Origin of the sequence: Eggerthella sinensis (genome assembly GCF_003339815.1) — a bacterium.
In the GTDB taxonomy this organism is placed as follows: domain Bacteria; phylum Actinomycetota; class Coriobacteriia; order Coriobacteriales; family Eggerthellaceae; genus Eggerthella; species Eggerthella sinensis.
The window spans coordinates 89,231-111,154 of sequence record NZ_PPTT01000011.1 but is presented as its reverse complement, the minus strand read 5'-3'; the positions used below and the strand labels follow the sequence as shown (position 1 = coordinate 111,154).

Here is a 21,924-nt window from a genome sequence, read left to right as displayed (position 1 = left end):
CAAGGGGGACAGAGCGCCGGGTTGAACGCGGGATGGAATGCGGGAGACTACGGGCTTCCCTTCTTCGGATGTTTCACGTGAAACATTTGTTCTAGCTTCCCAGGCGGCTGTGACGGGCTCCCCGCGCACGGCATGTCGGTCCGCGGCGCTGCGGGACGCTACTTCAAGAAGCCCTCGATGTTGTTGAAAGCCTCGCCGAAGGCGCTGGGGGCGATCACGAGACCGCCCTTCTCCTTCACGCTCTCGTAGATGAGGTTCATCGTACGGAGTTGGAGCGCCTTGTCGTTGCGGTCGTAGACGGCCGCCGCGTCGACGAACATCTCGGAGATGTCCTTCTCGATTTCGGCGAGCAGCAGGCGCGCATTGCGCTCGCGCTCGGCCTGCGCTTCCTTCGACATGGCGTCCTGCAGTTCCTTGGGGATGGCGATGTCGCGGATTTCAACCGACACGACCGAGATGCCCCACGAGCGCGTTTTCTCGTCGAGGATTTCCTTGATCTCGCTGTCGATCTGCTCGCGGCGCGTGGCGACCTCGGCCAGGTTGATGCGGCCGACGGCGTCGCGCAGGGCCGTCTGCGCGGCCCACCAGATGGCCGACGCGTAGTCCTCCACCTCGACGCACGCATCCTTGGGATTCCACACCATCCAGAACAGCACGGCGTCGATGTCGAGCGGCACGAGGTCGGCCGTGAGCGCTTCCTCGGCCGTGAACGGCGTGGTGATCATGCGCTGGTCGATGTGGGCGGTGGCGTGCTCGATCACGGGGATGACAAAGTAGAGGCCCGGCCCGGCGATGCGGTTGAAGTTGCCCAGGCGCAGCACCACGACGCGCTCCCACTGCGGCGCGATGCGGATACTGAACGCCACGACGAAACCCGCCACTACCGCGGCGATGACCACGGCCGAGGTGAGCACGCTCCAGAACAGCGCCAGGATGCCGCCGGCCACGATGAGGAACAGCGAGGCCGCGAACAGGTACACGCTGTTGCGCGAGGTCTTGCGGCCGACGGGCGCAGTCATGCCTATGGGCTGCGTCGCGGCTTCCGCCCGCTTCTCTTCGATTCGCTTCGATCTGCTTCGCACGATGGCTCCCCCGCTGCCCTCGGGACGCGTCCCCTACGCGTGCCCTCCCAGGAGCAAAATCTGTTCGCTCACCAGGTCATGAATATCCTCGGGCGTCATGCCCTTCGCCAGCGCCTGCTGCACGAAATCCACCGCAAGCGCCTCGACGTCCTGGCCGATGGCCGACAGGTCGACGTTCTTAAGGTCCGACACGTACGTGCCGCGCCCGCGCTTCGTGAAGATGTAGCCGTCCCGCTCGAGGTCCTGATACACCTTGTTGATGGTGTTGTAGTTCACGCCCAGCTGCACGGACAGCTCGCGCACCGACGGCAAACGCTCGCCGCGCTCGTACTTTCCCGAGGTGATGAGGAACACGAGGCGCTTGCGGATCTGAATCCACAGGGGCACGCCGCTCTTCTCGTCCACTTGAAACGAGCCCATGGCGTCGAACGCGACTTCTTTTTCGATGGTCTTTTCAATCATAGTGATTGTCATAGTATCACATATCGCAATGACAGGTGCGCTACATCCAGAACGCGAGCACGCCCATGCCCGCAAGGCAGAACCGCTGCGCCGCCATGAGCAGCGCGAAGCGCAGGCACGCGCCGCCCACAAGCGTACCGGCCGCCCCCACCGCCAGCACGACGGGGTTCGGCGCGCGCAGGCACACCGCGTCCACCGACAGCGGGATCACGAGCCCCGCCACCACGACGCCCAGCCAGAACAGCATGGAGGACGAGCCCGACAGCAGCTGACGCGCCGAGCGCGCGGCCTCCGGGTCGCCCAGCAGGGAGACCGCCACGAAGCCCGCGACCGCCAGCGCCTCCACTGCAACGAGCGCCATGTCGAGCCGCAGCAGGCTGTCGAGGCCCTCGGCCACCTCGTCGCCCATCGAACGGAAGAAGCCGATCACCGTGAGCGCGGCCGCTCCCGTCGCCAGCGCCGAGGCGACGAACAGCACCGGGACGAGCGGCGTGTTGAGGAACGGCACCGCCGGATAGAGCGACAGGAACACGCCGGCGTAGCCCACCACGAACACCGCCAGCAGCGTGGCCACCACACTGAGCGCGGTCTCGACGACGCGCACGCCCGAGCCGCCGTCCACGAAACCCAGCAGGAAAGCGCCGAACGCGGCCAGGCAAAACAGCGCGATCGACCACGCGCCCGCCGACAGCAAGCTGCCCGACGGGGTGAAGAACAAGCGGAAGGCCTGATCGGGCGCGCCCAGATCAAGCGTGAGGAACACGGCGCCCAGCGCCACGAGCACCGGGCCTGCAAGCAGGCCCGCATCGGTCACCGAGCTCGCATAGCGCAGCCACGGCCGGTCGCTCACGCGCAGCGCGAAGTCCACGAACGAGCCCAGCAGAAACGCGCCGCCTCCCGCGCCTGCGAAAAAGAGGTACCACGCGATGTACGAACTGACCATGAGTCGGACGCTCCCCCTGCAACCGATGACTCCCCTGCGGCCCATTGTACGCCAACCGCCCCGTATTGCTCAACGGCGCCCACGCAAAGGCGGGCCGCTGCTGCGGCCCGCCCGGCGTGCTCGTTCGGTTTTGAATGCTCGGTGCGCGCTACTTCGCGTCGACGTCGATGGGGGCGTTCTCGGCGTCCTTCTTGCGGCGCTTGCGGTCGCGCCACCAGTGCGACAGGCTGTGCACGAGCCACTCCACCACGGGGATGGTGAGGAACGCCACCCAAGCCGGATGCGGCTGATTGAGCACGAACGCCATCCAGCAGAACCAGGCCACCACGAAGATGGGATACGACCCCGAGACGAGCGGCGCGATGCGCTTGCGCCCGATGGCGTGACCCACCATGTAGTACAGCGGGATGGTGAGGAACAGGAACAACCCCATGGCCCAGGCACCGTTGAGAATGCCGAGCAGCAGGTAGACGATGATCACCACGAGCGGGTACGGGAACTTCACCCACGACTTCTCGAACTCGCGCAGGTAGTGCTTGCGCACGGGGATGGTCTTGCCCACCTCGGGACCGTACTTCGCGCGGGCCTCGTCCATCGTGTCGAAGCGTTCGCCCTGCACCGTGTAGCCACACGGCTCGTACCAGCGCTCGTCGTCGCGGTCCCATCCATGATGGTAGCGCGCCTGCGCGTCCTGCCAGGTGTCGAAGTGCTCGCCGTTGATCACCACGCCGTCGTTGCCCACGACGAACTCGTTGCCCTCATCGTCGCGCTTCTTGGCCTTCTTGGCGGAGGCGTGCGTGCCCTCCTTCACGTGGATGCCGGTCCAGCCCACGTGCACTTCCTCGCCGTTCTTGGAGTCCTTCACGTGCACGCCGTCGCGCCACGACACGTGCACGTAGTCGTCGCCGTCGAGCACATGGATGCCGCCGGGGCCGATGTGCACCTTGTTCTTCTTGTCGTACGAAGCCGATTCGGAATCGTCCGACGCGTCGGCCGCAGCTGCCGCGTCGGTTGGCGAGGCGGGCGCAGGAGGCGGCGTTTGCTCGGCCTGGCGCTCGGAGGCGCGGTCGGCGGCCTCGAACGTCACGTCATCGCGAATCTCGTCATCCACGTACAGCAAATCGTCGAGCGACAAGCCGTACAGCTGCGCGAGGGCGATGAGATTGTCCGTGTCGGGAGACGACTCCGAGCGCTCCCACTTCGACACGGCCTGTCGCGACACGCCTAGCTGCTCGGCGAGCGCTTCCTGCGACAGCCCCGCCTGCTTGCGGCGGTCTGCTAAGCGTTGCGCGATCTCTACGTTCATCTTGGGTAGCCTTTCTCGTTTCATTCATCATAGCGTACCCAAAAGACTACGGTTGCGGAGAAGCGAGCGCGACCAATTTCAGTTGGAATTTTCCGCAATTATTGGTTGCGGAGGGCGTGAACTGGGGATATTGACACGCGCGGGCAACGGCGGAACCGCTAGAGCTTGCGTTTGCTGATGTCGATGACCACCCAGACCGACAGCACGGCGGCGCCGAGGTAGCCGAAGAACGCGAGCACCGGCACGCCGAGCAGGCGCGGCTCCATGGACGACAGCGACAGCATGCTCGAACCGATGAACAAGCCGGCGATGATGATGCCGATGGTGAGGCGGTTGATGATCTTCGCCAGCTTCGACAGGGGCGCCTCGCTGCCGAGCACTTCCATGTTCATCTTGAGCTGCCCGCGCGTGAGCATCTTGAGCGTCTCGCCCGAATACTGCGCGGCATCCAACATGCCGCGCGACGACGAGCGCAGCGCGAGCGCGAGATCCTGCATGGCCTGGGCCAGCTCGTCGCCTTTGCTCTTGGAGCGCTGGATGTGCGCGTTGATGATGGACACGACGTTCTCGTTCGGGATGAAGGGCGCGATGGTGCCCTCGAGCGTGACGATTCCGCGCGACACGCTCGTGATGGACGGCGGCAGGGTCACCTTGCACGAGCGCGTGAGCATGAGGATGTCGTTGAGGAACGAGCCGATGTCGATGTCGGCCACGTCGCACGACCCGTAGTCGCTCAGCAACAGGTCGAGGTCGGCCAAAAACCGCGTGTGGTCGATGGCCGAGTTGTCCTTCGCGATGGCGAAGGACATGAGCGCGTCCTTGAGCTCGCTCGCGTTCTCCATGCCCACCGCTTCGATGATGTTGCCGAATCCGGCGCGGTCGCGCGGCGAGAGCCGGCCCATGATGCCGAGGTCGATGTAGACGATCTTGCCGTTGCGGATGAGCAGGTTGCCGGGATGCGGATCGGCGTGGAAGAAGCCGTGATCGAGGATCTGCTCGGCGTAGTTGTCGAGGATCTTCTCGCCGATTTCGGACAGGTCGTAGCCCGCAGCGCGCAGCCGGTCGACGGCCAGGATGGGGATGCCGTCGATGTACTCCATCACCAGCACGTATTCGCCGCACAGCTCGGTGTACACCTTCGGGCAGTCGATGAACGCGACGTCCTCGTTGAGGCGTGCGAACTCCTCGAGGTTCGCCGCCTCGCGCTGGAAGTCCGTCTCCTCGAGGAACGTCGCCCACAGCTCTTCCACCACGTCGCGCAGGTCGAGCATCTGCTCGTCCTTCATGAAGCGCGCCGCATGACGCGCCACCATGCGCATGATGTCGATATCCTGGGCCATGGTGGCCTTCACGCCGGGGCGCTGGATTTTCACGGCCACCGTCTCGCCGCTGACGAGGCGCGCCTTGTGCACCTGCGCAAGCGAGGCACTGCCGAGCGGCGTGGGGTCGATGGCGTCGAACACGTCGCCCTGCGCATCGCCGTAGATGTCGTCGAGCGCCGCGAGGATGACGTCGAAGGGCAGCGGATCGCACTCCATCTGCAGCTTCTCCAGCTCGTCGCAGTACGCCTTCGGCAGAATCTCCGAGCGCGTGGACAGCGTTTGGCCGATCTTCACGAAGCTGGGGCCCAAATCCTCCAGCATGGCGCGGAACGCCTCGGGCGTGAAGCCCTTGAGGAAGTGATGCTTCCGCAGGATATCCGATATTTCCTTGAGCCGCCGTGTGCGCGTCTTCCGGTTCAGATGGAACCGATCCTCAGGGTCGACCTCTGAACCGGAGCTAAAGAAATAGCGCAGCAGCGTGTTCTCTGGCATGGACGGGCAGCCCGCAACCGGGCGCTAGGCGCCGGGCGTCTGCGGCGCGGCCGCCGGAGCAGCCTCGTCGTCGACGGCCACCGGGGACGCATCGCCCACTTCCGCTTCGGGAGCCTCGGCCTTCGCGTTCGCCTGCTCGGCGATTTCGGCAGCCTTTGCGGCGAACGCCGCGCGCTCCTCGGGCGTCATGACGGCCATGCGCGCCTCGAGCACGTCGTAGCGCACGTTTTGCGCCACGTCTTCGGCCTTGTGCTTCAGTTCGGTGTTGATCTGCTTGCCCTGGTCCACCGTGAGCTCGCCCTTGGAGATGAGCTGGTCGACCAGTTCCTTGGTCTTTTCGCCGGTGATGGCCATCGCGCCGATGCCCGCCAGGAAGATGTCTTTGAATCCGTCGCTGAGGTTAGCCATATGAGCCTCCTATGCTTGCGATTCGCCGTCCGCTGCACGGACAGCCTCCGCAATCCATGATGCACCAAATCGGGGAAAAGGGCAATGCTCGCGGCGCGAGGGAGCGCAGCCGTCAAGGGAAGGTTGCCGCATCTTCGCTTCTTCGCCTCCCGTTTGTCCGCCGCCCCTGAGCGGGGCGGCGGCGGAGTACCCGGACTTACGAATGATGGGACAGATGAGGCGGCCGGCGGCCGATGTCGGAGCGGTAGAGCTCGCTCAGCAAGCTCGCAACGCTCGTTTCGTTCGACGTGCCCGCTTTCTTGGAAGCTCGTTCCTTCGAACGCGAAGACGTCTCGGAAATGCCAAGCTGCTTCATCAGATCGTTCGCTTCGTCACTGGACAAGGGTTTCGATGCCATGAACACGCACGCTCCTCCCATATAGCGATCGGCTGTCAAGGCAGTGATACCCTTGTACTATAGAGGAGGGGGAGCGCATGCGCCCCGAGCAACCACCAATCGGGGCAAGGTGACCAGACGAAAGGAGATTTCTCGGCACCCTGCGCACTTGAGCGGCAGAAACGAAGCGGCGAGCGGAGGAAGTCCGCTCGCCGCTTGTCATGCGAGATATGAGTGGAGCTGCGGAAGAAACCCGCTACGCCGCGCGCTCCTGCGCGAACGAACGACGTTCGGGAGGCACGAGGTGGGGCAGGTCCACGCCCGTGACGGGCGAAGACGCGCCGAACTCCGCACCCTCGAACCATCCTTCCTCCAACGCGAAGGCGCCTTCCGCCTGCATCGCCGGCACGGCGGCAGGAGCCGCTTGGCGGCCTTCGACCCAGGTGGCCGCCACGACGGCCGCCACGATGATGCCCGCTCCCAGCAGGCCCGCCGCCGACAGCGTCTCGCCGAGCAGCGCGAACGAGAAGGCCGCGGTGAACACCGGCTCGCCCGTGAGCAGCAGCGATACGGTGGACGACGGGAGCTTCGTCAGCGACACGTTCTGCAGCATGAAGGTGAGGCACGTGCTGAGCAGCGCGAGGAAAGCGATGGTGCCCCACGCCATGGGCTGCACGGCCATGATGTTCACGGGCGGCTCGAACGCGACGGCGCACATGAGGGCCACCACGAACGAAGCGCCGATTTGCGTGCCGGCCACCGTGGTGGCGTCAAGCTGCTCGAGGCCCTTCTCGCCGAACACGAGCGCGCCGGCCAGCGCCACGGAGGACAGCAGGGCCAGCACTTCGCCCCAGCCGAACGTGGCCGCTCCCCCGTTGTTGCACAGCAGGTAGAGCCCCGCGACGACGGCCGCCTGAAACGGCAGGAACGCCAACGGGTAGCGGCGGCGGTTGAGCACCGACGACAGCAGCGGCGCGAACACCACGGGCAGCGCCACGAGGAAGCCGACGTTCGTGGCGGTGGTCAGGTCGAGCGCCACGTTGCAGGTGAGGTACGCGACGGCCATGCACAGCGCGGCGGGCAGCCAGGCGCCGATGCGCGCACCCCGCAGCTGCCGCACGATGCGCGGGCCGAAGAACGCGGCGAACACGAGCGTGGCCAGGCCGAATCGAATGGCGAGGCACCACATGGGCGTGATGCTCTCGTACGCCATTTTCGTGATGGCGTTGCCCGAGCCGAAGATGACCGTTTGCAGCACGACGCACGCGACATACGGCCAACGCTTGTTTGCGATGCTTTCCATGGGGTGCCTCCTTTCGGGTGTACAGAGGCGCTGACAGCGCACTACTTCCAGACCTCGCCTGCGCGAGGCTTCTGAACTCTGTTCTTGGGTTGCGGTGGATATGGTATGGTTTCGCTCGGTAAAAGTAAAATGAGAATTTCTTTTTAAGATTTCAAAAGATTCTTGTTTTCCCACGTCGATGTTTGTAAAATCCAAAATTGTGCATCTGCATACTCGATGGTTATGAAGATCCTGTGGGGTGCGGAAGGAGCCAGCTATGGGCAACCAAAAGTACGATGCGTTCCTGAAAGTGGCCGAGACGGGCAGCTTCAAGCAGGCAGCGCACGATTTGGGCTACACGCAGGCCGGCATCAGCTACCTGGTGAGCACGCTCGAGCGCGAGCTCGACGTGCCCCTGTTCGTGCGCGATTACGGCGGCGCGCACCTCACCACGGACGGCGCCGACCTGCTGCCTTGGGTGCAGAACGTGTGCAACAGCGAGCGCCAGCTGGAAATGCGGCTGGCCGAGCTCAAGCACCTCGAAAGCGGCGTCGTGCGCGTGGCGGCGTTCACGAGCACCGCCATCCAATGGTTCCCCGGCATCGCCAAGCGCTTCCTGGAGCAGCACCCCGGCATCGACTTGCAGCTCATCTGCGTCGACGACGAGGACGAGCTGGAAGCGGCCGTGTGGCGCGGCGATGCCGACTGCGGGTTCTTCGTCTACCCCATCAAGCACGACCTGTTCGCCATCCCGCTGCGCAAGGACCCGCTGCTCGTGGTGCTGCCGCCCGACCATCCCCTGGCCGACGCGCCGTTCGTGCCGCGCGAGGCGCTTGCGGAGGGACCCTACATCCGGCTGAAGAGCGGCACGTCGTCGGAGATGGAGACGCTGTTTCGCAACAACGACGTGGAGCCCGACGTGCGCTTCACCATTGACAGCGACTACGCCGTGATGAGCATGGTGAGCGCGGGGCTCGGGTTCAGCGTGCTGCCCGACCTCATCCTGCGCGACGCGCCGTTTCCCCTGGCCATCAAGCAGCCGGAAGTGGAAACGAGCCGCGAGATAGCCATCGCGCTGCGCTCGATGGAAACGGCGTCGGTTGCCACGCGCGCGTTTTTGGACGTGACACAGCAATGGATAGCCGACACGTACGGAGACGAGGCGGCGGAGGACGGCGGGCGGTAGGCCGAAAAACGAACGAGTGTTTCACGTGAAACACTCGTTCGCGGGTACTTAGGCGATCGCGGCGGCGGCTTCGAGGAGGCCGGGGATTTCGGTGCCGTCGGCGCAGACGAACGTCGGGTGCTCGGCTTCGAGCACGGCCTGCGGGAACATGCCCCACAGCGCCGCGGCGGTGGCGCAGCCCGCGCCGTTGCCGGCCTGCATGTCGAACGGGCTGTCGCCCACGTACAGGCAGGTGCGCGCGTCGAAGCCGAGGCGATCGCAGCCGTGCGCCACCGGGCCCGGGTGCGGCTTGTGCTCCGGCCAGTCGTCGGAGCCCACGAGGAAGTCGAAGTATTGACCCAGATCGAAGCGGTCGATGCCGCGCATGGCCACCTCGTGGCGCTTCGACGTGACCACCGCGAGCGGATAGCCCGCCTCCTTGAGGCGCTCGAGCATGGGAACCGTGCCGGCGAACAGCTTGATCATGTCGTCGTGAATCTGGGCGTTGTACTCGCGATACACGCGGCACAGCTCCTCGTGCACGGACGGGTCGTCCGTGAAGTCCCACATCTGCGTGTTGAGCGGCTGGCCCACCTTCGCCATGAGCACCTCATCGGGCAGCGTTTCGTGCAGCACCGTGCGCGCCGTGTAGCGAAACGTGGTGAGCAGCAAATCATGCGTGTCGAGCAGCGTCCCATCGAGGTCGAAGAGAACCGCTTGCATATCGTGTGATGCCATACCATCCTTCATTTCCGTTATGCGATTCGCGCGAAGCGCGAACAAGAACTCGCAGGTTGGCGCAGTACGTCAGCGAGAGGCGCCCTGGTGCCCGAGATCGCGGGGAGGGCGAGGGCGAAGCGTACTTCGGTACGCGAGTCCTCGACCTCGCCACGAGGTTGGGTGCCAGGGCGCGTCGCAGCATCGGCTTGTTTCGGCGGCTGGCAAGCCGCCGGAACGCTATTCGAACAGCCCGCCGAAGAGGCTGAGTTCGGAGCCCCAGACTTTGGCGTTGCGCTGGGAGAAGGCGATGGCTTCGGCCAGGGCGGACAGCGGGAAGTCGCGACGGGCGCCCGTGCTGCGGCGCTTGATCTCGACCTTCTGCTCGGCCAAGCCGCGCTTGCCCACGATGACCTGCAGCGGCCAGCCGATGAGGTCCGCGTCGGCGAACTTCACGCCCGCGCGCTCCTTGCGGTCGTCGATGACCACTTCGAGCCCCAGTTTCGCCAGGTCGTTCGCCAGCTTCTCGGCGGCGGGCTCCACCTCGTCGTCGCCCACCGTCAGCGGGATGACGCACACGTGCGCCGGCGCCACCGACAGCGGCCAGGCGATGCCGTTCTCGTCGTTGTGCTGCTCCACGATGGCGGCCATGGTGCGGGAGATGCCCACGCCGTAGCAGCCCATGAGGAAGGGCTGCTCGGAGCCGTCTTCCGCCATGAACGTGGCGCCCATGGCCTTCGAGTACTTGTCGCCCAGCTGGAACACCTGCGACACCTCGATGCCGCGTGCGCCCTCGAGCGGCAAGCCGCACTCGGGGCAGCTGTCGCCCGGCTGCACGATGCAGAGGTCGGCCCATTCGTCCACCTGGAAGTCTTCGCCCAGCTTGGCGCCCACGTAGTGGTAGCCGTCCTCGTTCGCGCCCACGACCCACTTCGGCACCGCCTGCAGGCTGCGCGCGCCGATGACGTAGGCGTTTTCGGGCAGGCCGACCGGGCCCATCGAGCCCTTGTGCAGGCCGAAGGCTTCCATATCCTCGTCGGTGAGCAGCGTGAAGCCGCCGGCCACGCGGGCCGCCTTGAGCTCGTTGAGCTCGTGATCGCCGGGGATGAACATGACGACGAGCTTGCCCTCGTCGTTCTTGCCGGACAGCGCCTTCACCGTGGACGACTCGGGGATGTCGAGGAACGCGGCCAGCTCGGCGATGGTGTGCACGTCGGGCGTGGCGATCTTCTCCATGGCGGGCACGTCGTACACCGTGGGGCGCGCCAGGCAGTCGCCGGCTTCGGTGTTGGCGGCGTAGCCGCACATGCAGTGTACGAGCTCAGCTTCGCCCGCATCGGCGAGCGCCATGAACTCGCAGGTCACGTTGCCGCCGATTTGGCCGGGGTCAGCCTCGACGGGACGGTAGTCCATGCCCATGCGATCGCAGATGCGGCCGTAGGCTTCGCTCATCTCGTCGTACGTTTTCTGCAGCGACTCCTGGTCGGCATGGAAGCTGTACGCGTCCTTCATGATGAACTCGCGGCTGCGCAAAAGACCGAAGCGCGGGCGGATCTCGTCGCGGAACTTCACCTGGATCTGGTAGAGCGCGAGCGGCAGTTCTTTGTACGAGCGCAGCTCGTTGCGCACGAGGGCCGTGATGAGCTCCTCGTGGGTGGGCCCGAGGCAGAACTCGCGATCGTGACGGTCGACGAGGCGCATGAGCTCGGGGCCGTAGTCGTCCCAGCGGCCGCTCTCGTGCCACAGCTCGCCGGGCTGCAGCGCCGGCATCATGATTTCCTGCGTGCCGATGCCGTCCATTTCCTCGCGCACGATGTTCTCCACCTTGGCAAGCACGCGCTTGCCGAGCGGCAGGAACGTGTACACGCCCGACGCCGCCTTGCGGATGAAACCCGCGCGCAGCAGCAGCTTGTGGCTGGCGATTTCCGCGTCTGCGGGATCTTCCTTGAGCGTGGGCGCGTAGATGTTGCTCATGCGCATGATGTTCGCGTTCGTCATAGCTTTCCTATCTCCTCCATCAAAGCGTCCACGATGGCACTCTCTTCCACCTTGCGGACGACGTTCCCATGTGAAAACACCACGCCCGAGCCAACCCCGCACGCCACGCCGATGTCGGCGTCGGCGGCTTCGCCCGGACCGTTCACCACGCACCCCATGACGGCCACCTTGAGCGGCTTGTCGAGGTGCGCGATGCGCTCCTCCACCTCGCGCGCGAGCCCGATGAGGTCCACCTGGCAGCGCCCGCACGTGGGGCAGCTGATGAGCTCGGGGGCGCGGCGGCGCAGGTCGAGGGATGCCAGCAGCGTCCAACAGGCGCGGATTTCCTGCACCGGCTCGTCCGTGAGCGAGATGCGCAGCGTGTCGCCGATGCCCTCTTCGAGCAGAATACCCAGGCCACAGGCGCTTTTGATGACGCCTTGGAACGTGGTGCCAGCCTCGGTAACGCCGATGTGCAGCGGCACGTGCGGCAGCTGTTGGCTGAGCAGCCGGTACGTGCGCACCGTGGTCATGACGTCGTGGGCCTTCGCGCTGACCACGAGGTCGCGGAAGCCGCGCTCCTCGCAGTAACGCGCGTATTGCGCGGCCGAGCGCGCCAGCTTTTCGGGCAGGATGAGGTCGTCGCGCGCCGCAAGCTCGCTGTCGAGCGAGCCCGCGTTCACGCCGATGCGGATGGGGATGCCGGCCTCGCCCGCCGCGTCGAGCACGGCGTCGGTTTTGGCAAGCCCCCCGATGTTGCCGGGGTTGATGCGCAGCTTCGCCGCGCCGCGCTTCGCGGCTTCGATGGCAATGCCCGCGTCGAAGTGGATGTCGGCAACCACCGGCAGCGGCGACTGCTTGCACACGGCCTCGAACACGTCGAGGTTGCGCCGATGCGGGATGGCCATGCGCACGATCTCGCAGCCCGCCTGCGCGAGCGCCTCGATCTGCGCGAGATTGGCCGCAACGTCGGTTGCCGGGGCGTTCAGCATGGACTGCACGACGACGGGCGCGCCGCCGCCGAGCGGCACGGAGCCCACCATCACCTGGCAGGTTGCCTCATTCGGTTTGGCATGCGGTGCCATCGGGCCTCCGTTCTTGGGTCTCGTGTTCCTGCGCCGAAGCGCACGGAGAATATTCTACCCCGTAATGGAAGCGAACGGGCGCATCTGCACCGGGTTTCCGCGGATGGGCGCTTAGCCGCCGAATCCCACGCCCGAGAGTATCCGCTGGATGTCTTGGTTCGCCATAAAGAGGAAGAAGCAGAGGAACAGCACCATGCCAGCAGCACTCAGGTAGTTGAGTGCTTTCAGGGACACCATCTTGCGCGAGATCTTCTGGAAGACCTCGATGACGAAGCGACCGCCGTCGAGCGGCGGGATAGGCAAAAGGTTCATGATGCCAAGGGAAACGGAGATGGATGCGACGAACGAGATGATGCTCGCAAGGCCCATGTCAACCGCTTGTTTGGACATCGCGGCGATCCCGATAACCGACGACGTGCTCTGCACGACCTCGCCCGCCGTCGACGGGTTGAACAGCCCCGCGATGAGCTGCACCACCATGCCAATGTACATGAATCCCATCTGAATGGCTTGAAGCGGATTAAGATTGATGTGCCGGATGTCGCCCGCCGCCGTCTGCACGTCGACGCCAATGAGGGAGAACAAAATCACGAACAGCAGCACGGCGAACAGCAGGTTCACGGCCACGCCGGCCACGAGGATGACTGAGCGCTTCCAGAACGGCAGGCTGCGGTACTGCTGCTTGTACTCGCTCTCGAACAGCGCGTGCGCATCGTGCACCGGGCGCGCCCCGCCAAGCTCGTAGGGGCGCATGCCCGCGTCGGCCTGCTTTCTGCTCGGCTTCACGACGGGAGCGCGATACGTGTTGTACTGGTCTTTCTTCGTCGGGCCCACGATGCTGCCCCACTCCGTCAACTCGTCGAGGGCCTCGTAAGCCTCGTCGTCGGTGATACCGCAGTCGGCAGCGATGTCTTCCATGTTCGCCGTGCCGCGACGGTAGAGGGCGGCGAGCACCGGCTCGAGGTGCGGGCTCATCTCGCCCGGCTCCATGCCGCACACCTTCGCGTAGCCGCCCAACAGGAAGGGCGTCACGCCGAACTTCGTGCCCCACTTCGTGAAGCCGATGCTGGGCCCCGGAAGCCCCAACATGAACTCGGTGACGCGCACGCCGAAGGCGCGGGCCGCCAGGTAGTGTCCGCCCTCGTGGATGAACACGAGGAAGCCCAGAATGAGCGTGGCGTACACGATCATGAGAACGATATCCATAAACTCGGTTCCCTTTCGGTTGCGAGGAATGCTTCTTGCGTGCCCCCATTATAAGGAGAAGCGCGCACGCACCAACCCCCGCACGAACCGATGTGCGGAAAATCCACACCGGGCGAATCGTGCGCTGGAAACGCGCTGGAAGCCGACGCGTCGCACGTAAGCTCCGCGTCGGATCGGCACGCAAACCACGTGCAATGCGCGTAGCACCGACGTCGCAAACACGCTAGAACCAGACGGCGTTACGCTGGACGCACGCCATCGAAGCGCTAGATCAACCCTGTACAATAAAACAAGCGGGCCCGCACCATGACAACTGAACATCCCTCCCCTATCTCACCCGGGAGCTATTGCCTTTATCAGACTTTTGCAATACAATTTTGCAATACAAAAGTAGGAGAATCCTACGTGTACGAGATCATCGTTCATAAGCGAGTTCGAGAACGCCATCGGGAACTTGAAGACCGCGATGTGCAACACGCCTGGTACAACTGCCTTCACTCGGCACCGAGAATTGACAGTCCTCTCGACACCTACGTGGCCGTCGGACAAGACGGCAAAGGAAGGCTCATCGAGATGGTGGCGGTGAGACTTGCCGGCAACACATGGCTTATATACCACGCCATGACCCCGCCCTCGAAGAAGACGCTTCGAGAACTCGGCTTTGCGTAAGGAGGATCGTATGGAATACGTTACGAAGAACGGAACCGTGCTCACCGATAAGGTGCTCGACGACATGGCCCAGGAGTATGAAAAGGGCACCTGGCACGGCACGCTAGGAAGCGTGACCATGGGGCGGCCGAAGCTCTATGACGAAGAGCTGGAAACCATATCGTTTCGCCTTCCTAAATCGCGCATTGCCGCTATCGACGAAGCGGCGAAACGTCGCGGCGAAAGCAAGTCCGCATTCCTGCGCGCAGCAGTGGAACAGCATCTCAGAGATGCAGATCAACCGCGTTTCTAGCAGTAAAACGCAGCGTGGGCGCTGATGAAGGCGAGGAAGTCTTCGTCGCAGGAGCTCAAGCGGCGATCCTGGCGGTAGGCGATCGAGAACCCCCAGGTTAAGTCTTCGATGGGGATGCCCACGTAGCCCTCGTTCGGGAACGCGCTCACGTGCGAGCGCACCGTGACGGCGGCGATACCGCGTTTCATGGCCAGCTCGAGCACCTCGATCATCTCGTCCACCGGATACAGGGTGCAGCCGATGGACGGCTCGGCCAGCTTCGCCACGTAGTTGCGCGAGGCCACGTATTCGCTCGGCGTGAGGCACACAAGGTGCATGCCGGCCAGGTCGGCGCAGCGCACCGTCTTCTTGCGCGCCAACGGCGATGCAGTCGACACCCAGAGAAACATCGTGTCCTTATGGAGGGGGACCGAGAGCAGCGCATGGTGATCAACGGGGTTGTTGAGCAGGGCGAAGTCGCAAGCTTTGTCCAGCAGATAGCTTTCGCAGTCGTAATCGACCATGGTGCGCAGAATCTCGATGCGCGCGCCCGTGTTCGCCGTTTCGTTGAATTGCAGCAGCGTCTCGCGCGACACGACGTTGAACAAGCCGGTGGAAACGGACAGCAGCATGGTTTTCGATTCCTGACGGCGAAGCTTCTCGATCTCGTCCATCGCGGCATCGTAGCCGCTCTCGAACGTGAGGGCGAATTGGTAGAAGATGCGGCCGTACGGCGTGAGCACGGTGCCGTCGTGATCGCCCTTGAACAGCGGAACGCCCATCGTCGACTCGAGCCGCTTGATGGCGCTCGAAAGCCCCTGCGGCGTGATGTAGAGCTGCTTTGCCGCACGGGCGTAACTGCCCGTATCCGCAAGCGCGACGACGTACCCGAACACTTTGGAATCCACCGACGTCTCCCCTCCGCCTTTTCCTCGCATAGTAGCGAAGACGCTTCCCGTGGGCAAGCGGCATCCCCTCAATTTGTTGACGAGAGCCAACAGAGCGTTTATTTCGCCCCGCGGCCCCACGCCGAATAATGGGTAGTGCCCCCGATTGCCACAGGCGCTCCGTCGAAGGGAACGGCGCGCAGCGGGAGGCATACGCGAACAACCAAGGAGGACATCATGGACATTTCACGCCGTAAGTTCGTCACCTTAGGCGCAGCGGGAGCGGCCCTTGCGGGCATGGCGGGGCTCGCCGGCTGCGCGCCGACCGCAAGCAGCGCCAACGCGAAGACGGCCGACGCCGCTGCCGAAGGCGACTGGCTAGGCACCGCCCCCGCGCTCACCGTGGACGACTGCGTGCGCACCGAAGAGACCGACGTGCTCGTCGTGGGCTCGGCGCTTGCCGGATCGATGGCCGCCTACGGCGCGCTCAAGAACGGCGCAAAGGTCACCGTGCTCGAGCGCAACAGCTGCCCTCACATCGGCGGCATGACCATCTCGTTCTTCAACTCGAAGACGCAGCTCGACGCCGGCCTGCCGAAATACAGCACGGTCGAAACCGCCAACGACATGTTCAACCTCACGCAGTACCGTTCCGACATGCGGCTGAACACGCTGTGGTGCGAGCGCTCGGGCGAACTGCTCGACAGCCTGAAGGAAGACTTCCTCGAGCCGTACGGGCAGTACTACCAGCCGCTCAGCCTCGAGGGCATCTTCCCCGATCCCAGCCAGGAAATCACGTCCTACATCAGCACGGGCGTCGCGTTCTCGGAAACCGACATCCTCACCGACTTCACGCACAACATCCACACCTACCTCGAGGACGAGGGCGTGCAGACGTTCTACGACACCTGCGCCGAGGTGCTCGTGCAGGATGAAAACGGCGCGGTCACCGGCGTCATCGCCACGAACGCCGACGGCGAGCACGTGCACTACCACGCTGCGAAGGGCGTTGTCATGTGCACCGGCTCGTTCGGTTCCAACGAGGCGATGATGAGGAAGTTCTACACCACGCACTTCGCCGAATGGGCGCTGCAGAACAACGCCTACCAGGCGTACATGGGCGACGACCCCGTCACCGACACGAACATGGACGACGGTAGGGGCCATCAGATGCTGTGCTGGGCCGGCGCCGAGATGGAGGAGATCTGCGGATACGCCGCATGGCAGACCACCGCATGGCGCTCGTTCCCGTACCTGCTGGTGAACACGAAGGGCGAGCGGTTCATGAACGAGTGCACCTCGCTGCTGACGTCGGCCCACATCGTGGCCGACCAGCCGGGTCACGGCAACTACGTGTGGCAGATCATCCCATCGAACGATTTCGAGATGCCCTCGTCGTTCGGGTACGACCGCGAAGCTGCGGCCGAGATGTTCAAAATCGAGCAGACCGAGCACTACGAAGCCGACTCCATCGAGGAGCTGGCGAAGCTCATCGACGTCGATCCCGACACGCTTGCGACAACGGTCAAGCGCTACAACGAGTTGTGCGAGAAGGGCGAGGACACCGACTACGCGAAGGCGCCGCGCTATCTCGACCCCATCGACGACGGCCCCTACCAAGCCTGGAAGATGACCTACCTGTTCTACTGCACGCTGTCCGGCGTCCGCTGCAACGACAAGCTGCAGGTGCTCGACGCCAATTGGGACCCCATCCCCGGCCTGTACGCCGGCGGCAACACCGTGGGCTACCGCTTCGGCGGCAGCTACGAATCGCTGCTGCACGGCGGATCGAACGGCCTCGCGGCAACGCACGCCTACGTCGCAGGCGAAAGCGCCGCAGAACGCTAGCCGACCGCTCAACCATCCTTCCCCCCCTCTATGACCGGAGCGCCCCACGGGCGCTCCGGTCAGTTCACCATGGCGTAGTGGGGTATGATGCCGGGATGGGTTTGCCTCCAGAGGTACTTCCACTCCATCTGCATGTCGAACAGGGTGAACAGCAGCTCGCTGTCGGTGCGATACGCGGCGTACTCCTCCGCGAGCGCCATCATCGACGGGGTGCTGCGACGCTTCTCCACTTCCGCCTCGATCACGCCGTCGAGGTACTCCTCCACCGAATGCGCGTAGAACTCGTCGAGATCCATGTCGCCCACGTCGATCATGGTGTCGAGATGGTCGAAGTCGAACGTGTTCTCCTCGAATCGTCCCGCCGCCACGTAATCGCGCCACGCGGCGCGCGTGTCCATCCGGTAGTGGTTCCTCTTCCGCAGATGTTCCGGCAGCGCTTCGTACTCCGCGCGCGTGTAGCGCTCGCATTCGTCGGTGAGCACCTCGGTCTTGTTGAGGATGGGACGGCATTCGATGCGCCGCTCTCCCGGCAACTCCTCCAAAAACGCGATGAGCTCTTCGAGGTAGGGCGTGGTGCTCTTCGACAGAAACGTGGTGTGGTAGTTGCGCATGCCGTGGCGCGCGACGGCCTTCGCCGTGTTCACCATCAGGTCGAAGTCGCCCCGACGGCGCGCGAACTCGTCATGGAACGCGCGCGTGCCGTAAAAGGTGGTGAACACGATGCGCGTGCCCGCGTCCTTCGCCTCCCTGAAAAACTCGTCAAGCTCGTCTTCGGTGCGCATGCGCATGCCGTTGCAGGCGAATCCGTTGCGCCCGTACAGCTGATAGGCGAAGCGCATCTCATCGAACACGCCCGGATAGTCGGGCGTGTCGCCCCCGGCAAACGACATGACCATGTCGTAGCCCTTCGCGCGGCGCCACTCGTCGAAACGGCGCGCCACCCGCACGGCGTCATCGTACGACACGAGCTTGCGCGGGTTGTCGGGCGGCCGCTTCTCACCGGCTCCGCCGCCTCCCCGCCCCTTGCAATGCATGCATGCGCACTCGCACGGCTTGCCCCAGTACCCCACCGACAGCTTCCCCAGCCCCCGGTAAAACGTCCCGTCTCGGGGAATCCTCGCCCACATATGCAACCCTCTTCCTCGTCAAAGCGCGTCCGGGCGGCTCCTGCCAACCGGTACGCACACCTTGCGGCTGAAACCGCCGCAATCGAAATCGGCAATCTGTATGTCCACGCCGTAGATATCGCGCAGATTCTCCTCCGTCACCACCTCGTCCGGGCTGCCGATGGCCACGAACCGCCCGCGCTGCATGATGGCCACCGTGTCGCACACCAGAAACGCGTGGTCGGGGTAGTGCGTCGTCATGATCACGCCCATGCCGCGCTCGCGCATGTCCTCGATCACCTCGAGCGTCTGCATCTGCTTGCCGAAATCGAGGTGCGAGGTGGGCTCGTCAAGCACGATATACGCGGCCTCCTGTGCGATGGCGCGCGCCAGCATCACAAGCTGCAGCTGCCCGCCCGATAGCTGCGTGCAGGGACGGTCGGCGAGCGCGGCGAGCCCAAGCGATTCCAGCGCGTCGGCGCACGTTCGATAGTCCTTGCTCGTGGGTTTCGCCATGCGGTTCAAATGCGGCGTGCGCCCCATGAGCACGAGGTCGAGCACGCTGTAGGGAAACGTGAACTGGTAGGTTTGCGGAATGTACGCCACGATGCGCGCCAACGCCGCAGGCGCGATGTTCCTGATGTCCTTGCCGTCCAGCAGGATGCGTCCCTGCTTGAGGGGATGCAGGTTCAGGATGGCTTTGAGCAGCGTCGACTTCCCGATGCCGTTCGGCCCGAGGATGCAGAACACCTGCTCGCTGTCGATCTCGTACGTAAGGTCGGCAAAGATGTCCGTCTTCCCGTCGTAGGAGAACGTCGCGTGTTCGATGGTTATCTTCGTCATCAGGCCCACCCGCGATTCAGGCGCCTCAGGATCACGAGGAACAGCGGCGCGCCGATGATGGCCGTGGCCACGCCGATGGGGATCTCGCTTGAGATGAGGCTGCGGCAAATACAGTCGATGATCAGCATGAACGTACCGCCGAAGAAGAAGCACAGCGGAATGAGCCGCCGGTTGTCGGGCCCGATGAGCATGCGCACCATCTGCGGCACCACGAGGCCCACCCAGCCGATGGTTCCGCACACCGACACCGCGATGGCGGTGAGCAGCGTCGCGGCCAGAATGATGACGAGACGCGTTTTCGTGGTATCCACGCCGAGCGCCTTCGCCTCCTCGTCGCCCAGCGACAGCACGTTGAGCTTCCACCGCTGCGCGTTCAGCACGAGCGCGCACGCCGCAATGCCCACCACAAGATAGGCCACCTCGGCGCCGCCGACCTTCGAAAACGATCCCATGAGCCAGAACACGATATCGCCCAAACGCGCATCCTCCGACCCGATGAGGTACTGCAGGACGGTGAGCCCCGCGGAGAACAGCGAACCCACCACCGTGCCGGCCAGCACGAGCAGCAGCGTCGGGTTGCCGTTGAACGCCCGGCTCGAAAAGTACGTGGCGGCCACGGCGAGCATCGCGCCCACGAACGCGAGCGCCATGACCAGGTACTGCCCGCCGTAAAAGAAGAACCCGAGCCCCGCGCCGAACGCCGCGCCCGCCGTCACGCCCAGAATCGACTCCGACACGAGCGGGTTGCGGAACACGCCCTGGTAGCTCGCGCCCGCCATAGCCAGGCCGCCGCCCACGAACACCACGCCCAGCATGCGCGGCAGCCGGATGGTCCAAAGCACCAGATAGCTCGTCGTGTCCCAGATGATGGGAACGGGGTTGGGAATCTCGTAGGCGACGCCCGGTATGAGCGTGGGCAGTTCGAGCACGTCGATGAGGGTGTCCACCATGCCGTACGCGAACGCGGCGAACGTCTCGGCGACGCCGGTTGTGTAGCGCCCCACCACGAGGCAGAACAGAAACGACGCCGCCAGCAGCACGCCCGCAATGACGGCGAACAGCCGCGTTTTTCTTCGCTCCCCCCGCTCGATCGAGGTCGCAAGATCCTCGTTGTCCAAAGCGTCCTCCCCCATGATCACCCGTTCTCCCCCACGTGGCACCTTCGCTTACTTCTTGTGACTTGCCGTAAGCTCGATGACGTCGCCGTTTTCCATGGCGGTCAGCTCGTCTTCGCTCGCCTCGTAGTCGAAGAAGTTCAGCGCGTTGTTCTTGAGCGCCTCCTTCACGCTCGGCCCCGTGTAGGCCTCGCCCTGCAGCACCGACATCAGGTAGTAGGCGCACACGTCGGTGAAGGGGAACGACGAGGGCGCTTGCCCCGCAAGGGTGTAGGGCACCGAGTAGAACTGCCCCGATTGGTAGGCGCGCGACGAGGTGAACGCCTCGTTGGCCTCGAGGGCGGCGCGCTCGACGCTGTCGCGGAAGTTGATGACGATATCGGCATCGTAGGCGAGCACCTGCTCCATCGACACCTCGGCGTACTGCGGATCGTCGTAGCACATATCGGCGCCGGCGGCCTTCGCCACCATGATGACCTCGGCCGTGTTCCCCTGCAGGCGGTACACCCCTTCGCCCATACCGTGCAGGATGACCACGCGCGGTTTCTCGGTCACCTTGCCCGCCGAATCGTACAGGTCTTTCAGGCAGGCGTTCTGGTAGTCGATGAGCTCTTGGGCGCGCTTCGTGGTCGCTTCCCCGAACACCTCGCCCATGAACAGCAGATACTCGTCGATTTCGTCCATGCCGCCCGGCATGCAGCACAGCACGGTGATGCCCGCGTCCTCCATTTGCTTCAGGCGCTCGTCGCTCGCATCCATGGCGCGCAGGAACACGAAGTCGAGATCGAGCCCCAGCATCTCCTCGATGTTGGCCGCGCCTTCCTTGTCGAAGGGCTTCTCGGTGTAGTGATCGCATCCCGGGTAGAGAATCTTCATGTTCTGATGTCGATGTCGTAGCCGGCGGTGAGCGTGTCGGTCACGCCGAGCATCGACATGAACGGCACCTCCGCCCAAGCGTTGCAGGCGTACGAGGTGATCTCCTCGGGCACGCACACCTCCACGCTGCGCCCGAGCATGTCGGTGACGGTGCGCATGGTCTTGGCCGCCTGCTTCTCACCGGAATCCGTGCCGACGACTTCTTTCTGCCCGCATCCGGGCAGCGCCCCGAACGCGAACACGCTCAGCCCCGCCACGGCCCCTATCTTGACGAACTGCCTGCGATTCATGGCTCCCATTCCCATCCTCCTTGTGTGCCGCTTTCAAACCAATACCGTTTGCAAGTATATGTCTCATCCTCATGCGAGATTATTACTTTTTGAGAATAAAAGAGGTGAGCATGACGTATTCCCTGATGAGAAAGGTAGTGGTTTTCCAAGCACGCCTTCCATGATATTCTGTTACGAGGATAATTGCATCATTTCA

The 21,924-nt window shown here is 64.2% G+C and carries 22 protein-coding genes; 4 read left to right on the top strand and 18 right to left on the bottom strand.

The features are described 5' to 3' along the window. Nucleotides 1–158 precede the first annotated feature (158 nt). From C1876_RS07965 to C1876_RS07930, 8 genes are all read right to left on the bottom strand, one after another. Nucleotides 159–1,082, bottom strand: coding sequence for a slipin family protein (locus C1876_RS07965; RefSeq protein ID WP_114546189.1), 924 nt, complete (start codon nucleotides 1,080–1,082; stop codon nucleotides 159–161). A gap of 33 nt (nucleotides 1,083–1,115) precedes the next feature. Next, nucleotides 1,116–1,544 (bottom strand): GntR family transcriptional regulator, encoded by a 429-nt coding sequence (locus tag C1876_RS07960; RefSeq protein WP_227114112.1) that lies wholly within the window; start codon nucleotides 1,542–1,544, stop codon nucleotides 1,116–1,118. Between the two features lie 40 nt (nucleotides 1,545–1,584). After that, nucleotides 1,585–2,487 carry an NrfD/PsrC family molybdoenzyme membrane anchor subunit gene (gene nrfD, locus C1876_RS07955; protein WP_114546188.1) on the bottom strand — a complete coding sequence of 301 codons (903 nt, stop codon included), beginning with the start codon at nucleotides 2,485–2,487 and terminating at the stop codon, nucleotides 1,585–1,587. Between the two features lie 148 nt (nucleotides 2,488–2,635). After that, complete coding sequence (locus C1876_RS07950) at nucleotides 2,636–3,793, bottom strand: helix-turn-helix domain-containing protein (RefSeq protein ID WP_114546187.1); 1,158 nt, start codon at nucleotides 3,791–3,793, stop codon at nucleotides 2,636–2,638. A gap of 158 nt (nucleotides 3,794–3,951) precedes the next feature. Further along, nucleotides 3,952–5,607 (bottom strand): ABC1 kinase family protein, encoded by a 1,656-nt coding sequence (locus C1876_RS07945; protein ID WP_114546186.1) that lies wholly within the window; start codon nucleotides 5,605–5,607, stop codon nucleotides 3,952–3,954. Nucleotides 5,608–5,631: 24 nt separating this feature from the next. After that, nucleotides 5,632–6,015, bottom strand: a complete 384-nt coding sequence (locus C1876_RS07940; RefSeq protein WP_114546185.1) for a phasin family protein — start codon at nucleotides 6,013–6,015, stop codon at nucleotides 5,632–5,634. Between the two features lie 196 nt (nucleotides 6,016–6,211). Then, the gene (locus C1876_RS07935; RefSeq protein ID WP_114546200.1) at nucleotides 6,212–6,412 is read right to left on the bottom strand and encodes a hypothetical protein; all 201 of its coding nucleotides are present in this window, start codon (nucleotides 6,410–6,412) and stop codon (nucleotides 6,212–6,214) included. A 235-nt stretch (nucleotides 6,413–6,647) separates the two neighbouring features. After that, a complete protein-coding gene (locus tag C1876_RS07930) occupies nucleotides 6,648–7,694 on the bottom strand; it encodes a DMT family transporter (protein WP_114546184.1) in 1,047 nt (348 codons plus the stop codon). 256 nt (nucleotides 7,695–7,950) lie between these two features. On the opposite strand from C1876_RS07930, the gene C1876_RS07925 reads away from it, so the two are divergent. Continuing rightward, nucleotides 7,951–8,859 (top strand): LysR family transcriptional regulator, encoded by a 909-nt coding sequence (locus C1876_RS07925; RefSeq protein WP_114546183.1) that lies wholly within the window; start codon nucleotides 7,951–7,953, stop codon nucleotides 8,857–8,859. A 48-nt stretch (nucleotides 8,860–8,907) separates the two neighbouring features. Here C1876_RS07925 and C1876_RS07920 read toward each other — a convergent pair whose 3' ends face one another. The 4 genes from C1876_RS07920 to C1876_RS07905 form a co-directional block, all read right to left on the bottom strand. Next, nucleotides 8,908–9,576: an HAD family hydrolase gene (locus C1876_RS07920; protein ID WP_114546182.1), complete on the bottom strand. Its 669-nt coding sequence runs from the start codon at nucleotides 9,574–9,576 to the stop codon at nucleotides 8,908–8,910. A 219-nt stretch (nucleotides 9,577–9,795) separates the two neighbouring features. After that, nucleotides 9,796–11,553 carry a proline--tRNA ligase gene (locus C1876_RS07915; RefSeq protein ID WP_114546181.1) on the bottom strand — a complete coding sequence of 586 codons (1,758 nt, stop codon included), beginning with the start codon at nucleotides 11,551–11,553 and terminating at the stop codon, nucleotides 9,796–9,798. After that, nucleotides 11,550–12,617, bottom strand: coding sequence for a flavodoxin-dependent (E)-4-hydroxy-3-methylbut-2-enyl-diphosphate synthase (gene ispG, locus C1876_RS07910; RefSeq protein ID WP_114546180.1), 1,068 nt, complete (start codon nucleotides 12,615–12,617; stop codon nucleotides 11,550–11,552). Before ispG ends, C1876_RS07915 begins: the two co-directional genes overlap by 4 nt. A 111-nt stretch (nucleotides 12,618–12,728) precedes the next feature. Further along, entirely contained in the window at nucleotides 12,729–13,823 is a 1,095-nt protein-coding gene (locus tag C1876_RS07905) for a site-2 protease family protein (protein WP_114546179.1), read from the bottom strand. A gap of 405 nt (nucleotides 13,824–14,228) precedes the next feature. Here C1876_RS07905 and C1876_RS17495 point away from each other — a divergent pair, with 405 nt between their 5' ends. Further along, the gene (locus C1876_RS17495; protein WP_148044499.1) at nucleotides 14,229–14,492 is read left to right on the top strand and encodes a hypothetical protein; all 264 of its coding nucleotides are present in this window, start codon (nucleotides 14,229–14,231) and stop codon (nucleotides 14,490–14,492) included. A gap of 10 nt (nucleotides 14,493–14,502) precedes the next feature. Beyond that, on the top strand, nucleotides 14,503–14,784 hold the full coding sequence (locus C1876_RS07900; RefSeq protein ID WP_114546178.1) for a ribbon-helix-helix domain-containing protein: 282 nt from the start codon (nucleotides 14,503–14,505) through the stop codon (nucleotides 14,782–14,784). On the opposite strand, the gene C1876_RS07895 is transcribed toward C1876_RS07900, so the two are convergent. Next, nucleotides 14,781–15,671 carry a LysR family transcriptional regulator gene (locus C1876_RS07895; RefSeq protein ID WP_158544649.1) on the bottom strand — a complete coding sequence of 297 codons (891 nt, stop codon included), beginning with the start codon at nucleotides 15,669–15,671 and terminating at the stop codon, nucleotides 14,781–14,783. The genes C1876_RS07900 and C1876_RS07895 overlap by 4 nt on opposite strands. A 216-nt stretch (nucleotides 15,672–15,887) precedes the next feature. Between C1876_RS07895 and C1876_RS07890 the strand changes: the two genes are divergently transcribed. Then, nucleotides 15,888–17,498, top strand: coding sequence for an FAD-dependent oxidoreductase (locus C1876_RS07890; protein WP_114546176.1), 1,611 nt, complete (start codon nucleotides 15,888–15,890; stop codon nucleotides 17,496–17,498). 59 nt (nucleotides 17,499–17,557) lie between these two features. On the opposite strand, the gene C1876_RS07885 is transcribed toward C1876_RS07890, so the two are convergent. The 5 genes from C1876_RS07885 to C1876_RS07865 are packed head-to-tail and all read right to left on the bottom strand — an operon-like array spanning nucleotide 17,558 to nucleotide 21,737. After that, nucleotides 17,558–18,625: a radical SAM protein gene (locus C1876_RS07885; RefSeq protein ID WP_114546175.1), complete on the bottom strand. Its 1,068-nt coding sequence runs from the start codon at nucleotides 18,623–18,625 to the stop codon at nucleotides 17,558–17,560. An 18-nt stretch (nucleotides 18,626–18,643) separates the two neighbouring features. Then, the gene (locus C1876_RS07880) at nucleotides 18,644–19,447 is read right to left on the bottom strand and encodes an ABC transporter ATP-binding protein (protein WP_114546174.1); all 804 of its coding nucleotides are present in this window, start codon (nucleotides 19,445–19,447) and stop codon (nucleotides 18,644–18,646) included. Beyond that, a complete protein-coding gene (locus C1876_RS07875) occupies nucleotides 19,447–20,580 on the bottom strand; it encodes a FecCD family ABC transporter permease (RefSeq protein ID WP_148044498.1) in 1,134 nt (377 codons plus the stop codon). Before C1876_RS07875 ends, C1876_RS07880 begins: the two co-directional genes overlap by 1 nt. Nucleotides 20,581–20,613: 33 nt before the next feature. Further along, nucleotides 20,614–21,438 carry an ABC transporter substrate-binding protein gene (locus C1876_RS07870; RefSeq protein WP_114546172.1) on the bottom strand — a complete coding sequence of 275 codons (825 nt, stop codon included), beginning with the start codon at nucleotides 21,436–21,438 and terminating at the stop codon, nucleotides 20,614–20,616. Next, nucleotides 21,435–21,737: a hypothetical protein gene (locus tag C1876_RS07865; RefSeq protein WP_114546171.1), complete on the bottom strand. Its 303-nt coding sequence runs from the start codon at nucleotides 21,735–21,737 to the stop codon at nucleotides 21,435–21,437. The genes C1876_RS07870 and C1876_RS07865 overlap by 4 nt, the downstream gene beginning before the upstream one ends. Between the last annotated feature and the right edge of the window lie 187 nt (nucleotides 21,738–21,924).

Excerpts from the sequence above, each read along its gene's own strand:
- C1876_RS07945 (WP_114546186.1), bottom strand. The coding sequence starts at position 5,607 with ATGCCAGAGAACACGCTGCTGCGCTATTTCTTTAGCTCCGGTTCAGAG.
- C1876_RS07865 (WP_114546171.1), bottom strand. The coding sequence starts at position 21,737 with ATGGGAGCCATGAATCGCAGGCAGTTCGTCAAGATAGGGGCCGTGGCG.
- C1876_RS07875 (WP_148044498.1), bottom strand. The coding sequence starts at position 20,580 with ATGGGGGAGGACGCTTTGGACAACGAGGATCTTGCGACCTCGATCGAG.
- C1876_RS07900 (WP_114546178.1), top strand. The coding sequence starts at position 14,503 with ATGGAATACGTTACGAAGAACGGAACCGTGCTCACCGATAAGGTGCTC.
- C1876_RS07915 (WP_114546181.1), bottom strand. The coding sequence starts at position 11,553 with ATGACGAACGCGAACATCATGCGCATGAGCAACATCTACGCGCCCACG.
- C1876_RS07905 (WP_114546179.1), bottom strand. The coding sequence starts at position 13,823 with ATGGATATCGTTCTCATGATCGTGTACGCCACGCTCATTCTGGGCTTC.
- C1876_RS07925 (WP_114546183.1), top strand. The coding sequence starts at position 7,951 with ATGGGCAACCAAAAGTACGATGCGTTCCTGAAAGTGGCCGAGACGGGC.
- C1876_RS07940 (WP_114546185.1), bottom strand. The coding sequence starts at position 6,015 with ATGGCTAACCTCAGCGACGGATTCAAAGACATCTTCCTGGCGGGCATC.
- ispG (WP_114546180.1), bottom strand. The coding sequence starts at position 12,617 with ATGGCACCGCATGCCAAACCGAATGAGGCAACCTGCCAGGTGATGGTG.
- C1876_RS07950 (WP_114546187.1), bottom strand. The coding sequence starts at position 3,793 with ATGAACGTAGAGATCGCGCAACGCTTAGCAGACCGCCGCAAGCAGGCG.
- C1876_RS07920 (WP_114546182.1), bottom strand. The coding sequence starts at position 9,576 with ATGGCATCACACGATATGCAAGCGGTTCTCTTCGACCTCGATGGGACG.
- C1876_RS07960 (WP_227114112.1), bottom strand. The coding sequence starts at position 1,544 with ATGATTGAAAAGACCATCGAAAAAGAAGTCGCGTTCGACGCCATGGGC.
- C1876_RS07885 (WP_114546175.1), bottom strand. The coding sequence starts at position 18,625 with ATGTGGGCGAGGATTCCCCGAGACGGGACGTTTTACCGGGGGCTGGGG.
- C1876_RS07935 (WP_114546200.1), bottom strand. The coding sequence starts at position 6,412 with ATGGCATCGAAACCCTTGTCCAGTGACGAAGCGAACGATCTGATGAAG.
- C1876_RS07870 (WP_114546172.1), bottom strand. The coding sequence starts at position 21,438 with ATGAAGATTCTCTACCCGGGATGCGATCACTACACCGAGAAGCCCTTC.
- C1876_RS07930 (WP_114546184.1), bottom strand. The coding sequence starts at position 7,694 with ATGGAAAGCATCGCAAACAAGCGTTGGCCGTATGTCGCGTGCGTCGTG.
- C1876_RS07890 (WP_114546176.1), top strand. The coding sequence starts at position 15,888 with ATGGACATTTCACGCCGTAAGTTCGTCACCTTAGGCGCAGCGGGAGCG.
- C1876_RS07880 (WP_114546174.1), bottom strand. The coding sequence starts at position 19,447 with ATGACGAAGATAACCATCGAACACGCGACGTTCTCCTACGACGGGAAG.
- nrfD (WP_114546188.1), bottom strand. The coding sequence starts at position 2,487 with ATGGTCAGTTCGTACATCGCGTGGTACCTCTTTTTCGCAGGCGCGGGA.